The following is a 15,691-nucleotide window of genomic DNA, read 5'->3' as shown; positions in this document are numbered from 1 at the left end:
TTATTTATATTCTCCTTTTTAATTTGGGCTTACACTGCTCTGCTCAAAGCTTTCGGGTACTCATTACAGGAAAATCAATATTGGAAACAAAGACAATCGACTCTTTAAAATATAACCCAAAACACACAAACACAAAATCAATTGAGATTGAATTAAACAGGCTGTCCGAAGATCTTTCAAGAATTGGATACATTGACAACATTACCGGACCACCAATCCAAATAAATGACTCCAGTTATCGTGCTAAAATACATTTAGGAGAAAAAATAAAAGCGATACATATATATATAGGTAGCAACAAAAAACCAAACCTTCCTATACTTTTAAAAGAAGAAGAAGAAGAAGAAGATACTATTATACTACCTTACCCAGAAATAGATTTTTACTTGCGTAAAAAAATACAAGAATTAGAACAAAATGGGTTTGCATTAGCTAAACTAAAGCTGACAAACATCAAAAGAATAAATGCCGTTTTGTACGCCAATTTAAAAATAGAAACCGACAAGAAAAGAATCTTAAATGCGATAACCATAAATTACGAAGACACAAATTCAACTACAAAATTCCCATCCGGACATTTTGCTCAACTAAACAGAAAATACAAAACAAGCATTTTTAACCAAAAAGTACTCGATCAGATTTACACTGATTTTGAAAATTTTGGATTCATCAGTCAAATAAAATATCCGGAAATTCTATTTACAAAAGATACCACAAAAGTATACGTATATCTTCAAAAAAGAAAATCAAACACATTTGACGGTTTCATTGGATTTTCTAACAATGAAAATCAAAAAATCACATTAAATGGGTATTTAGATGTACAACTCCAAAATATTTTAGGCACCGGCGAACAACTTTCAGTCTATTGGAAAAGCGATGGTAATAACCAAAAAACATTTAAAGCGAGTGTTGAATTGCCCTATTTGCTAAAAACTCCAATAGGCCTAAAAGCACAAATTCAGCTATTCCGACAAGACACGACCTTTCAAAACACTAAAACCGCAATAGACCTGAGCTACTTCATCAATTACAACACTCGGTTTTATTTAGGATACCAAAAAACAGAATCCAGCGCTATCCAAAATTTAAACAATAATCCAATTAGCGATTTCAATAATTCGTTCCTAACGTCAAGTTTTAATTATATCAAATTAAACGCAGCCAATTCTATTTTTTCAATAAAATCAAGTCTCACACTACAATCCGGAATAGGAAGCAGAGTTCTTTATACCCTATCCGAAAATACAACAAAAAGCAACCAGTTTTTTATAAACATTCAAGGTGTACACAACTTTAACCTGAATAAAAAAAATTCCATCTATGTAAATAGTCTAAATTATTATCTACAAAGCAATAATTATGTCACAAACGAATTATATCGTTTTGGGGGATTCAACAGCGTAAGAGGTTTTGCTGAAAATAGCCTGCAAGCCTACCTCATGACTTCACTACTCACGGAGTATCGCTATATTGTATCTCCCAATCTTTACGTTCATTCAATTTTAGATTACAGTATTTACAAAGATAAATCCGCAATAGACCAACAAGACAAAAAAGAAAACTTAATAGGCATTGGAATGGGATTGGGATTACTAACAAAAAATGGATTATTCAAATTAGGACTTGCCAGTGGGAGCACCACAAATCAACCAATAGAAATCAACAATACAATTGTACACATCAGCTATAATGTCACTTTTTAAAACATTAGAAACCGATTACACGACTTTTGTTCTATTAAAAATAGTCAAAATTTAAAAATCAAAAAACATTGCGAATAGCATATTAAAATTAATTTCTAATTTACTTCAAAACTTAAATAAAAGAATTAGAAAACATTTTTTGACATGGCAAACAGTTTTCGTCTCTATTTCTTTGCATCCAGTAAGGCACAATGTCCAGCCCATACTTTTTTTAACAGAACATTTACACTACAGACAAACATAGCAGTAAAAAAAATCTAGATATCCGCAAACAATTATCATCCTATTTAAACAATATTATGTTTTCATGAGATATCTCCTGATTTTTGTTTAAAAAAAACAAAAATATTGACTAATTAATAGTAATTATTGAAAATATTAAATTATTGTTAAATTTTAACGATAAATAATTAGGAATATTAACAAATTATTAAGAGATTTGCTAAACTAATTCAAAATATTTATAAAATGAAACTAAAGTTCAATGGATTCTTTGTACTATTTGTAGTACTTATGGCGCAGCTTACTTTTGCGCAAGAAAGATCTGTTTCAGGTGTTGTTTCTGATAATGCAGGATTGCCAATACCAGGCGTGAGTGTATTAGTGAAAGGAACAAATACTGGAACACAAACTGATTTTGATGGGAAATTTTCTATCAGAGCAACACCAAGCCAAGTCTTGGTATTTAGCTACATTGGGATGAAAACCAAAGAAGTAGCAGCTAGTTCTACAAACCTAAAGGTTAAATTAGCTAGTGAAGCCATGGAGCTTGAAGGTGTTGTTGTAACAGCTTTGGGGATTAAAAGAGAGAAAAAATCTCTAGGTTATGCTACTCAGGAAGTTAAAGGTGACGCTGTAGCCCTAGTAAAAAGTTCAAACTTTGTAAACTCGCTATCTGGTAAAGTTGCAGGTTTAGAAATTAAAACTTCAGGAAACTTAGGTGGGTCCACACAAGTAGTTATCAGAGGAAATAACTCAATACAAGGAAATAATCAAGCATTATTTGTAGTTGATGGTGTTCCAATAGATAACAGCAACTCAAACACAAGGGATCAACAAGCTGGTAGAGGTGGATATGACTACGGTAATGCTGCATCCGATATCAACCCTGATGATATTGAATCTATTAATGTTTTAAAAGGAGCTGCTGCAACTGCACTTTATGGTTCTCGTGCCTCTAATGGTGTTGTAATGATCACTACTAAAAAAGGGAAGAGTCAAAACGGTATTGGAATCACTATTAGTTCGAGTTTAACTTTAGGGAGAGCAGACAAAGAAACTTTGCCTAGATATCAAAATAAATACGGAGCTGGATATGGTCCTTATTATGACTCCGCTGATGGATATTTTGGATTGGCTGACGTTAACGGAGACGGTGTTGATGATTTAACAACTCCTTTTACTGAAGATGCTTCTTATGGAGCAGCATTTAACCCATCGTTATTAATTTACCAATGGAATTCTATTTATCCTCAATTAACTGAAACTTTCGGAAAAGCGACTCCTTGGGTTGCTGGTAAAGCAACTCCAAATTCTGTATGGGGTACTGGAAGTACTGCTGTAAACTCTGTTTCATTAGATGGCGGGGATGATAAAAGTTCTTTTAGATTAGGTTTTACCAACTTATTACAAGAAGGCAACTTACCAAACAGTGGTATTAAAAGAAATACAATCTCTTTCTCAGGAACTCATAATTTAACTGAAAAATTAAAAGCTTCTGCAAGTTTTAATTTTATCAAAACTGATGGAAAAGGGAGAAATGGTACAGGTTATTCTTCTACAAACGTAATGCAACAGTTTAGACAATGGAATCAAATGAACGTTGATTTCGACGAACAAAAAGCTGCTTATTTACTTACAAGAGAGAACATCACTTGGAATCCAAACTCTTCTACTAATTTAAAACCCATTTATTCAGATAATCCATATTGGACATTCTATGAAAATTATCAAACAGATACAAGATCAAGATACTTTGGTAATATAGCATTAGATGATAAATTAACTAATTGGTTGAGCATAATGGGTAGATTCTCTTTTGACACCTACAGTGAATTACAAGAGGAAAGAACAAATGTTGGAAGTGCAGACGTATCTAAATATTCAAGAAACAATAATAATGTATCAGAATACAACTACGATTTAATGTTAAACTTCAATAAAGATTTAACTGAAAAATTAAATTTAGAAGGCAACATAGGTTATAATGTTAGAAACAACATTAGAAACAGTATTTTTGCAACTACTAACGGAGGTTTAAACAAATCGCGTCTTTATTCACTTTCAAACAGTGTTAGTCCAATTCTTGCACCGCAAGAATATGAAGCAAGTAGTATGGTTGACGGTGCTTACATAAGAGCTAGTTTAGGTTATGATAATTTTGCTTACTTAGAAGGAAGTTACAGAAGTGACCGTTCATCAAATTTACCAAAACAAGATAACAGATACGGCTATTACTCCGTTTCTGGAAGTTTAGTTTTCTCTAAATATATTAATGTAGACTGGTTATCCTTTGGTAAATTAAGAGCTAATTACGCTGAAGTAGGTAACGACACGACACCATACAGTGTGTTCAACACATTCGATATTGGAACTCCATTTAACGGAACTGGTATTGCTTCAAATCCTGGTGCTCAAAATAATTTGGACCTTTTACCAGAGAGACAAAAAAGTTATGAATTTGGTTTAGAAATGACTTTCTTTAAAAGACGTCTTGGATTTGATGTGTCTTATTACAATGACTTAAATATCAATCAAATTACAAGTATTCCATTATCAACGGCTACAGGATATAATTCAGCAGTTTTAAATGCTGGAACAATCGAAAACAAAGGACTTGAGGTCCAGATTAATGGAACACCACTAAAAACAAATGATTTCAGATGGGATTTAAATTTGAACTGGTCTCAAAATAAGAGTTTAGTTGTTGAATTATTGAACGGTATTGAAAATTTACAATTAGCTTCATTACAAGGTGGCGTTTCTATTAATGCTACCCCTGGACAACCTTACGGAACCATCAGAGGTAGTGATTTTATTTATGCTGATAATGGCCAACCAATCGTTAACCAGACAGGAAGCGGATCTAGAATTGGTACGTATCAAAGAACAGGTGCAAATAACATAGTTATTGGAGATATCAATGCTGATTGGAAAGCAGGCCTTAACAACAGTTTCACATACAAAAATTTCAATTTAAGCTTCTTAATTGACATGCAAAAAGGTGGAGATGTTTTCTCCCTTGACACATGGTATGGTTATGCGACAGGAATGTATGATTTCTCAGCTGCCAATAATGAATTAGGCAACCCTGTTAGAGATCCAATTGTTGGAACACCAGGAAACTATGGAGCTAATAGTGGTGGATTTATTTTACCAGGTGCGGCTCCTGATGGAACACCAAATGCAGTTAGAGCTAATGGAAGTGTATATACAACAGCTTGGGGCTACGCTAGAGCCCCTAATAAACTTCATGTTTATGATGCGGGTTACGTGAAGTTACGTGAGGCAAGTTTAAGTTATAACTTTAGTACTAAAACATTAAAAAATTCTCCTTTCACTAATATTGTTGTATCGTTAATTGGAAGAAATCTATGGATTATTGATAAAAATACTCCATATTCAGATCCTGAAGCTGGTCTAAGTTCTGGAAATGTTCAAGGATACCAATCGGGAGCTTATCCATCAATAAGAGAAGTCGGAGCAAGTCTTAAACTACAGTTTTAAAAAATTAAATTATGAAAAAAATAATATTAACAACATTAACTATTATTACTTTAATGGTATCATGTCAATCTGACGACCAATATGAAGATAAAAATAGAGATCCAAAGAACCCTACTCAGGTTAGTTCAGATTTTTTATTCAATGCTGCGACCAAGAGTTTGTTCGATCAGATGACCAGCACCAATGTAAATACAAATATCTTTAGGATGTTAGGTCAACATTGGACTGAAACAACGTATGTAGATGAAGCCAATTATGATTTCAATACTCGTAATATCCCACAAAACCACTGGTCTGAAATGTACCGAGATGTTTTATTGGATTTAGCAACTGCAAAAACAAATAATGATGCAGATACTGCAATATCAGAGGCTACCAGAAAAACAAGAAATGCTCAAATTGAGATTTTGGCAATTTATACTTGGGCGCAAATGGTTGAAACTTTTGGAAACATTCCATATACTCAAGCGTTGAATGCAGGTAAATACGTATTACCCAAATATGATGACGCAGCGACAATTTACAGCGATTTGCTTACTCGTTTAACTGCTACAATTCCAAACTTATCTAACACCGGTTTTGGAGCAGCAGATAATATTTACGGAGGAAATACAGCTAAATGGAAAAAATTCGGTAATTCATTGTTATTAAGAATGGGAGTAAGAGTTGCGGATGTTTCGGCAATGACTGCTCAATCAACTGCTGCAATTAAATCGGCTGTTAGTGGTGGAGTATTCACATCAAACGCCGATAATGCTGCTTTAGCTTATTCCAGTGCTACTCCCAATACTAATCCAGTTTGGGTTGATTTAGTACAATCAGGAAGATCGGATTTTGTTATTGCTAATACATTAGTGGATAAAATGAATGATCTTAATGACCCTAGAAGACCTTTTTACTTCGATCAAAATAAAGGGGCAGGTGTTTACGAAGGCGGACCTTATGGTGATAATAATGCTTTTTCATCTTACACTCATGTAAGCGCAAGAGTAATAGACCCAACTAATCCAGCATCGTTAATAGATTATTCAGAAGTTTGCTTTTACTTAGCGGACGCAGCGGAGCGCTCTATATCAGGAACACCTGCTACAGCTGCTGATTTTTACAATAAAGGTATTACTGCATCATTTGACTATTGGGGAGCTCCAAATGCAGCTAATTATTTATTAAGTACTAAAGTAAATTATGCCACAGCACAAGGAACTTGGAGAGTAAAAATTGGTACCCAACTTTGGTTAGCTATGTATAACAGAGGTTACGAAGCATGGACTGCTTGGAGAAGTTATGATTTCCCTGGCTTTAACTTACCAGCAGTATCTGAAGATCCAGTTCCAACGAGATACACCTACCCTATTAATGAACAAAATTTAAATAACGCCAACTATACTGCTGCATCTGCCGCAATTGGAGGTGATAAACAAACAACAAAACTTTTCTGGGATAAATTCTAGTTATCACTTAATTCAATTATTAAAACCACCCCATTTTTTGGGGTGGTTTTTTTTTATATCTTTTGCATGATAGAAAAAGAACATAAAATATTTGAGATTAGAGCGATAATTGAAGCTATATAAGCGGGTGCAACAGTAGACAACGTTTATATTCAAAAGGAAGCAAGAAGCAAACTAATGTAAAACTTAATGAAAGTGATGAAGCGCAGAAACATCAGCTTTTCGTGTGTTCAAGTTGAAAAACTAAACAGATTGACTCCTAACAATCATCAAGATGCGGTGGCAACTATCCCGACAATTTCCTTTTTTGAATTAGAATCTTTGATTGAATCCGTAATAGAGAATGGAAAGAAACCTTTGTTATTAATTTTGGTAAATATCGGATGCCCATAATTTTGGTGCTATCAAAAGAACGGCCGAATGTACAGGAGTAAATGAAATCATCGTTCAAAAAGCAGGTTCAGCACCAATAAAAGATGATAAGGTAAAACATCTGCAGGCGCCGTTTTTAATATTCTTATTTGTACCGTAGGACGCATCAAAGACACTATTTTTTTGTTGCAGGCTACTGGCATAAAGAACGTTGTGGCCATTGAGAAAACAGATCAATATATATGACATTTTACTTAATGAACCCGTAGCGATTATTATAGGATCTGAAGATCGTGGTGTAAATCCTTCGTTTCTTGAAATTGTTGATAAAAAAGCAAAACTTCCAATGGTTTGGAAGCATTAGATCATTAAACATTTCGGTAGCCTGTGGTGCTTTCTTATGTGAAGCGACAAGACAACGATCTTAGAATTTTTATTGTAACACCCTCTTCTAAAATGAGTTATAACTTCGGTAAATTCATTTTTTTTACTTGTAAAAAGTCCAGACCTTTATTAATAAATTAAAAAAACACAACAATTAATTATTCCTTATTTTCTTAGTTATTCTCCAGCAATTTACTGTCATTATGGATGGATTTTATATAATCTCTGGGCGTCAGATTACTATATAACTTAAAACTAGTGGTAAAATATGAAAATGAATTAAATCCTGTTTCATGAACCAAGAACTGTATGTTTCTTTCTCCAAGATGGATCAGCTTAATGGCGTAATCCAATCGAAACTCTCTCATATATTGGCTGATGTTCTTATTTGTCAGTTTTCTGATTCTTTTATCTAAAGTTGATTTACTAATAAAAAGCTGTTTGGACAATTCATCTATATCAACATTCAATTTCAAATTATTCAACAAATGTTCATTTACACTCGTAAGAAAATCTTTTTCAGATAATTTTATAGTAACTTTTGAAAACGGATCTGGCTTGAATTTTTTTTCTATATTATTTTTGAATTCAAGTAAATTATTGACTTTAAAAATTAACTCTCTAACCTTAAAAGGCTTTACTATAAAATCATTGACTCCGTTTTCAAGTAGCTTATACTGAACGCTATCGTCTATATTAGCAGTGATTATTACAAATGGAACTGCGTTTAGTTTACCATTTTTTTTTATATTAAAATACAAATCTTCTCCATTCATATTAGGCATCATCAAGTCACTAATAATAATATCGGGTATGTGTTTGTTTAAGTATAACAGTGCATCAATACCGTCTTTGAACCAGTTCACATTAAAACCACTCAGGCTCAATAACTCCGAGATTGAGTTGCCAAGCGCTACATCATCTTCAATCAATACTATTCCGCTTTTTTGATTTATCATGCACCTAAATTAACTATTTTTATTTTAAATTATTGTTATTATTTTTTAAATCATTAGGACTAGTATTCATATAAATTAAAATTAAAATATCTTTATTTATGATTAAAGAACTACACCTCGCAAATGAAGCAATTACACCTAAAAAATCTAACAAAAGAGACCGATTGAATTACAATTATTTTTTTATCTGATAAAATAATTTTGCGCATACAACAGAAAGGCGTATGCTTTATTAGAAATAAATTAGTCTTAATAAAATTGATTTATTATATTGAAAAAATCAAATAAATAAAACCGTCTTAGATTGATGAAAAATCTCTTAATAAACATTTCTAAAGTCACTAATACTGTATTAAAAAAACACTCCATAAATGACGCCTTAGACTTATACTTAAGCGACATTGCCAAAGAACAACAAATCGACAGCTATACTATTTATAAGAACAAAACAAAAAACGGCATAATAACCTTTCATTCTGTCAATAAAAGACCAGATAATGAAATTAACAATCCTAATCAAAACGACCATAATTACGATAATTTTTCAGAACTTTATGAAATATTATCAAAAAACAAGTCTTTGCATGGTCTTGTCAGAGACAATAAAAATGTGATTTCTAAAAAATATATGGAAACAAAAGGAATAAAATCCTATCTATTTACCCCTATATTTTCGGAAACTACATTCTGGGGCTGGATCAACTACACCATATGCAAAGAGGAAAGAAAATGGCAAGAGGAACAAATTAAAACCTTACACACAGTTGCTAAAAATATTGGAGACAGGCTTTACAAAGATAAAATTAATATAAAATTAAAAAAAACTTTGGAAAGATTTGATTTTTACATGGCCGGTTCAAATCAAGCAATGTGGGAATGGAATATTAAAACTAAGAAAACAACCTACTCTCATAATTGGGAAGGAATGTTAGGATATACTGAAGAAGAAATCACACAAGATAAAGAATTATGGCAAAAAAGCATTCACTCAGAGGACATGATTCAAATTGCAATCGATTTAGAATATTTTGTTACGCAAAAATTAAATCGGTATGAAGGAACTTCAAGAATGATTCATAAAGACGGACATATAATATGGATAAAATATTCCGGAATACTTAAAAAAAATAAAAAAGGAAAGCCGACAAAAGTCATTGGAACACATACTGATATTAGTGAGATTAAAGAAAAAGAAAACCAATTAGAGTTGTCCGAAGCTAAATTTAGATTCATTGCAGAAAACACAACCGATATAATTTGTCAACAAAAAATGGACGGAAGTTATTACTATATTTCAAATTCTTCAAAAGAAATAATAGGATATACACCTGATGAATTAATAAACAAAAAAATATTTGATTACATCCATCCTGACGATTATACAGACATGTTGAATTATTATAAAGCGTTTCTTAATTGCAGTAAAAACAAAACGGTAACGTATCGTTTTAGAAAAAAAGACAATGCCTATATATGGCTGGAAACCACTTTAAAAACAATATTAAATCATGAAAACATAATCATTGGTATACAAACTTCCAGCAGAGATGTCAGCGATAGAATTAAAGCCACCGAAGAAATCAAGATAGCATTTGAAAAAGAGAAAGAACTTAACGAAATGAAATCTAGGTTTATTACAATGGCGTCTCATCAATTTAGAACCCCTTTGACGGTTATTTATTCCAGTGCGGAACTCATTGAGCTTAAATTAGATCATTTTGACAAACACACACACCAATCCTTAGAAAAAATAACGTTACGAATAAAAAATGAAGTAGATCGAATGATCGAGTTAATGAACAACATATTAATTTTTGGAAAATACGAATCGGAAAAAATTCAAAAAACAATAAAAGTTCTAGATTTTAATACATTCATTAACTCCTTATTAAATCTTTATTTTAATAATCAACATCACAAACGCAAAATTCAAGTAAAAATAAAAGGTGAAAAACATTTTTTTATTACTGATGAAATCTTAATGACTCACATTCTAACGAATCTAATTAATAATGCCTTTAAATATTCCAAAGGAAAACCAGACCCTTTACTCCTTATAACCTATTTAGAAAAAGAACTAGAAATAGAGGTGATTGATTTTGGAATTGGAATTCCCGAAAATGATATTCAATATGTATTTACATCCTTTTTTAGAGCTTCAAATACAACGGCAATAACTGGTTCCGGATTAGGATTAGCAGTTGTAAAACAATTTACAGATTTTTTAAACGGTAAAATAGAACTAAAAACTCAAGAAAACATTGGAACTCGAATAAAATTAATTTTCCCTTATGAAAAAAAATAATATCCTTTTAGTTGATGATGACCCAAATATTAGAGAGACCATTGCTGAACTTCTAAGGTATGAAAATTACGAGGTAAAAGTTGCCTCTAATGGCCAAAACGCTTTAGATCTACTAGAATACTGGATTCCTGACTTAATTATATGCGATATAATGATGCCCGTAATGGACGGACATGTATTCCATAAAACAATCTCAGAAAACCAATCTTTGAGCCCCATTCCTTTTATTTTTCTGACAGCAAAAAAAGAAAATAATTTGATGAGAAAATGCCTGTTAGAAGGCGTTGATGATTTTTTATCAAAACCATTTAAAATCAAAGAGTTAATAAAAACAATAGATGTAAAAATAGAACGATTTGAAAAAATAAAGAATGCCAATAATAATTTATATATTGGCAAAAAAAATCATTTTGCACATGAAATAAACACCCCTCTTTCCGGGATTTTAGGTTCAATAGAATTGCTCATGGATGCTACAGAAAACTATAAAAAAAATGAAATCGCTACATTTTATGATTCAATAAGGGTCTCTGGAGAACGATTAAACAGAACAATGCAAAACTTAATACTCTATCAAAATCTTAAAAACAATACAATCGAGTTTGATCACCAGTCAAAAACTGAAATAGCGACGACATTTGTAAATACTACAAGCAAAATTTTTGAGATTTATGATAAAAAAAACAATACAATTAATTTCAAAATAGATGAAGCTACTATAAAAATTAGTCAAAGACACTTAAAATTCATCCTATTTGAATTAATTGATAATGCATTGAAATTTTCTAAAAAGGATCCTACAATTATTGTTTCCGGCCAAAAATATAATGAGGAATACTATGAACTGGTTATTAAAGATTTTGGCATAGGGTTTAGTTCTGCTGAATTAAATAAAATTGGTGCTGCGCAACAATTCAAAAGAGAAGAGAGAGAACAACAGGGATTAGGCATGGGCCTTTATCTAAGCAAAACAATTATAAAAAAAATAAATGGTGTTTTCAGTATTGTTTCAAAAGAGAATGAAGGCACTACCATTAAAATATTCCTTCCATTAGACTCTAATTGCTGATACACATAACAAGCATCCTGCAGTTTCTCAACTAATAAAAGACCATTAGTATCCGCTAAATCTGTTTAAACTACCTAACCTCTTTCGTATTTTTGTTTGATTTAATACTGTATTTTTTTAGGATAAATAAAACAAGACAAAGACATCTTTAGTACTTAAAACTTCGATATTATTAAAAAAAAAAGCGCAATAAGTATCGTTACTTGCAATCTCCAAGGCAGTATGAAAATAAAGCCCTAATTATTAATTCATTAGGTATCTTCATACAAATCAGTTTTTCAATCCTAGTAATATAACTGTGCCAAATACCGTTCTTTTTCGAAGCAAAAAAACTAATAATATTTAACTACTCCTTCCATTTCCATATATAATATCTAGATTAAGCATCCGCAAAAAATTATCATAATATTGAGATCAATAGGTGCTTTTTTATGATAAAAAACACAATTATACTTAATTTATTTTGAATAAAAAAATTGAATAATTAATAGTATTTGTTCAATATATTGAATTATCGTTAATATTTAATATGTTTTAATTAGGAATGTTAAGAATTTATTAAGAATTTTGAAAATCTAATTCAAAAATATTTTAATATGAAATTAATGTTTAATAGCTTTTTGGTGCTGGCAATAGCACTGATTTCGCAAGTTACATTTGCTCAGGAAAGAATGGTTTCCGGGTTGGTTTCCGACGAAAGCGGATTACCAATTCCAGGAGTTAACATTCTGGTTAAAGGAACCACAAACGGAATTCAGACTGATTTTGACGGTAAATTTCAAATCATGGTAGCACCAGAACAAATGCTGGTTTTTTCCTACATTGGAATGATCGGTAAAGAAGTCTTAGCTTCATCAACTAATTTGACAATCAAACTGAAAGATGATGCTGTACAATTAGAAGGTGTTGTAGTTACAGCCCTTGGAATCAAAAGAGAAAAAAAATCACTAGGATATGCAACTCAGGAAGTAGGCGGTGATTTACTGTCTCAAGGTGGTCAAAACAATGCAGTATCAGCTCTTTCTGGAAATGTGGCAGGGGTTCAAGTAGTTGCACCATCAACAATGGGAGGCTCTTCACGAATTATCATGAGAGGTATTGGATCCGTAACCGGAGAAAACAAACCTTTGATTGTGATAGATGGTATTCCTTTAGACAATGGTAATTATAACGACTCCAATACCGAAAGAGGAGCCGGAGGTAGGGATTATGGAGACGCTTCTGCGGATATTAATCCAGACGATATCGAATCCGTTACGGTATTAAAAGGAGGTCCTGCTGCCGCACTTTACGGGAATAGAGCCGGTAACGGTGCCATTTTGTACACTACAAAATCAGCTAAAAAAGGAAAAGGTGTAATCGAATTCAACAGTGGAATCACTCTCGAATCGATCAACATCATGCCAAACCTTCAAAACTCTTATGGTGGTGGTAATTCAACTACTTTTGGAACAGCTAACATAAACGGAACCACATACAACGTTCCTGATTATGGAACAGATGAAAGCTGGGGACCTAAATACGATCCCAATTTAAAATACCTTCCCTGGAATGCTTTTGATCCTGAATTTTCTAATGATTTTCTAAAAGAAAGGTCATGGGTTGCACCTGCTAACGATGTTCGTTCTTTTTTTAGAACTGGTGTAACACGCAACAACTCGATCTCTTTCATGAAAGCAACCGAAGATTCTAATATCAGAGTTGCCTATGCGAACCAAAGTACAGACGGAATCGTTCCAAATAGCAGACTGTCCAAAAACACCTTCTCTTTTAATGCGAGTACTAAAATATCGGATAAATTAAAAGTAGAAGCTATGGCTACCTATACTTTGACCAAAGGTTTTAACAGACCCGAACAAGGATATGGAGACAATAGTTTAGGACAAAAATTCTTTCAATGGGGACAAAGACAATTGGACTACAATGAATTAAAGGATTACAAACTGGCCAATGGCGACCAAAGAACTTGGAACAGAAAAGGTTTTGACGATGCTACACCTAATTATTCTGACAACGCCTATTGGACCATCAATGAAAATACATCCGAAGACAAAAGAAACCGTCTTTTTGGAAACGCTAAATTGACATATAACATCACTGATGAATTATATGTAGTAGGAAATGTGTATGCTGACACTTATACTTTTAGAGTAAGTGAAAGAGTCGCTATAGGCTCACAGGCTCAATCGAGTTATACGGATCAAACCAGAACTTTAAGTGATTTCAATTATGAAGGAAGAGTCCATTTTGACAAAAAAATAGGAAAATTTAGTGTTAATTCGTTTTTAGGTGCAAACAGAAGAAATTATTCCTTCAACTCCATTCGCGGAGAGTCTGTAGGAGGATTAGTATTGCCAGGATTGTATAACTTATCCAACAGTTCTGAACAAGCTCTAGCTACTAATGAGCAACAATTCATGACCACTAATAGTCTTTATGGTTTTGCTTCGGTGGGATATGACAACATGTTATTTCTTGAAGTTACGGATAGAAATGACTGGTTTAGTACCACTAGCAAATCCGTAAACTACGCCTCGGTAACGGGTAGTTTTATTTTTTCTGAACTGACTGATATTGATTGGTTGGATTTTGGTAAACTAAGAGCAGGTTGGGCACAAGCCGGAAACAGCACATCACCTTACCGTCTTCAAAATTATATTGACGTTTATTCTCCTTTTCAAGGTGATCCACGATATAGTACGGCTTTAAGCTCTAATAACGCTGATCTTGTACCTGAATTGAAAACTACTAAAGAAATTGGTCTGGAATTCAGTTTATTCAAAAAAAGAGTAAATTTAGACGTATCCTATTATGACGTAATTACAACTGATTTAATTACACCGATACAATTAGAAACGAGCACAGGATTTAGCTCTAAACTGATTAACGCAGGTAAATTACAAAACAGAGGTATCGAAACTACCTTGAACATTAACCCGATACGAACTGAAGATTTCAACTGGGACATCACTTGGAACTTTGCTAAAAATGACAACAAATTAGTCGAATTATTCGAAGATGTAACGAGTTTACAATTAGCACAAGGGCCTTTTAGAGCACGTTTATTAGCTGTTGTAGGTCAAAAATACGGTCAACTCTACGGAACTGACTTTGTATATGACAACAATGGGAACAAGCTAGTGGGAGCAGATGGAAATTACGTAGCCTCTGAACAAAAATCACTCGGATCTATTATACCGGATTACAACATGGGAATAAGAAATGCTTTCCGGTATAAAAACTTTAGCTTGAGTGCTTTAATTGACATTCAAAAAGGTGGTAGTTATTTCTCTACTACTCACATGTGGGGAACTTATTCTGGAATGCTTGAAAATTCTGCAGCAAACGGAATAAGAGAAAATGGAATTGTTGTAGATGGTGTTTTGGCTGACGGAACACAAAATACACAAAATATTCCTGCAAGAACATGGGCACAAGCACATTACAACACTGTAGATGCTCAAAATGTTTTTGATGCTGATTACATCAAATTAAGAGAAGTATCTTTTGGATACAACTTGCCAATCAAAAAAGAAAGTCCTTTTAGCAGTATTAAACTATCTGTTTATGGAAGAAACTTATTTGCTTGGGGATTGGCCTGGAAAGGAATGGATCCAGAAATGGCTTCATACGGAAGTGGCAATACACAAGGTATCGAAGGAGGTTCATTGCCTTCTACCAGAACCTACGGAATGAACCTGGAATTTAAATTCTAATAA

General features: G+C 32.8%; 7 protein-coding genes and 1 pseudogene. 7 read left to right on the top strand and 1 reads right to left on the bottom strand.

Translation table 11 applies throughout. The annotated features are described in order from the left end of the window. Positions 1-80 precede the first annotated feature (80 nt). The 4 genes and pseudogenes from EKM03_RS03080 (at position 81) to rlmB (ending at position 7,683) form a co-directional block, all read left to right on the top strand. Entirely contained in the window at positions 81-1,706 is a 1,626-nt protein-coding gene (locus EKM03_RS03080; protein ID WP_233584051.1) for a hypothetical protein, read from the top strand. Positions 1,707-2,174: 468 nt separating this feature from the next. Beyond that, positions 2,175-5,432 (top strand): SusC/RagA family TonB-linked outer membrane protein, encoded by a 3,258-nt coding sequence (locus EKM03_RS03075; protein ID WP_126739859.1) that lies wholly within the window; start codon positions 2,175-2,177, stop codon positions 5,430-5,432. A gap of 11 nt (positions 5,433-5,443) precedes the next feature. Then, on the top strand, positions 5,444-6,883 hold the full coding sequence (locus EKM03_RS03070) for a SusD/RagB family nutrient-binding outer membrane lipoprotein (protein WP_126458899.1): 1,440 nt from the start codon (positions 5,444-5,446) through the stop codon (positions 6,881-6,883). 69 nt (positions 6,884-6,952) lie between these two features. Continuing rightward, positions 6,953-7,683, top strand: a pseudogene (gene rlmB / locus EKM03_RS03065) (23S rRNA (guanosine(2251)-2'-O)-methyltransferase RlmB). A 129-nt stretch (positions 7,684-7,812) separates the two neighbouring features. Here the strand turns inward: rlmB and EKM03_RS03060 are convergent. After that, a complete protein-coding gene (locus EKM03_RS03060; protein ID WP_126458896.1) occupies positions 7,813-8,598 on the bottom strand; it encodes a response regulator in 786 nt (261 codons plus the stop codon). A gap of 307 nt (positions 8,599-8,905) precedes the next feature. Between EKM03_RS03060 and EKM03_RS03055 the strand changes: the two genes are divergently transcribed. From EKM03_RS03055 to EKM03_RS03045, 3 genes are all read left to right on the top strand, one after another. Then, on the top strand, positions 8,906-10,903 hold the full coding sequence (locus tag EKM03_RS03055; RefSeq protein ID WP_126739858.1) for a PAS domain-containing sensor histidine kinase: 1,998 nt from the start codon (positions 8,906-8,908) through the stop codon (positions 10,901-10,903). Then, positions 10,890-11,972 (top strand): response regulator, encoded by a 1,083-nt coding sequence (locus EKM03_RS03050; RefSeq protein ID WP_126554533.1) that lies wholly within the window; start codon positions 10,890-10,892, stop codon positions 11,970-11,972. Before EKM03_RS03055 ends, EKM03_RS03050 begins: the two co-directional genes overlap by 14 nt. A gap of 596 nt (positions 11,973-12,568) precedes the next feature. Beyond that, complete coding sequence (locus tag EKM03_RS03045; RefSeq protein WP_126458887.1) at positions 12,569-15,688, top strand: SusC/RagA family TonB-linked outer membrane protein; 3,120 nt, start codon at positions 12,569-12,571, stop codon at positions 15,686-15,688. Positions 15,689-15,691 lie beyond the last annotated feature (3 nt).

Origin of the sequence: Flavobacterium sp. GSP6, assembly GCF_003984855.1 — a bacterium.
Taxonomy (GTDB): Bacteria; Bacteroidota; Bacteroidia; order Flavobacteriales; family Flavobacteriaceae; genus Flavobacterium.
Note: the sequence above shows the minus strand (reverse complement) of the source record. Positions and strands in the feature narration are given on the sequence as shown.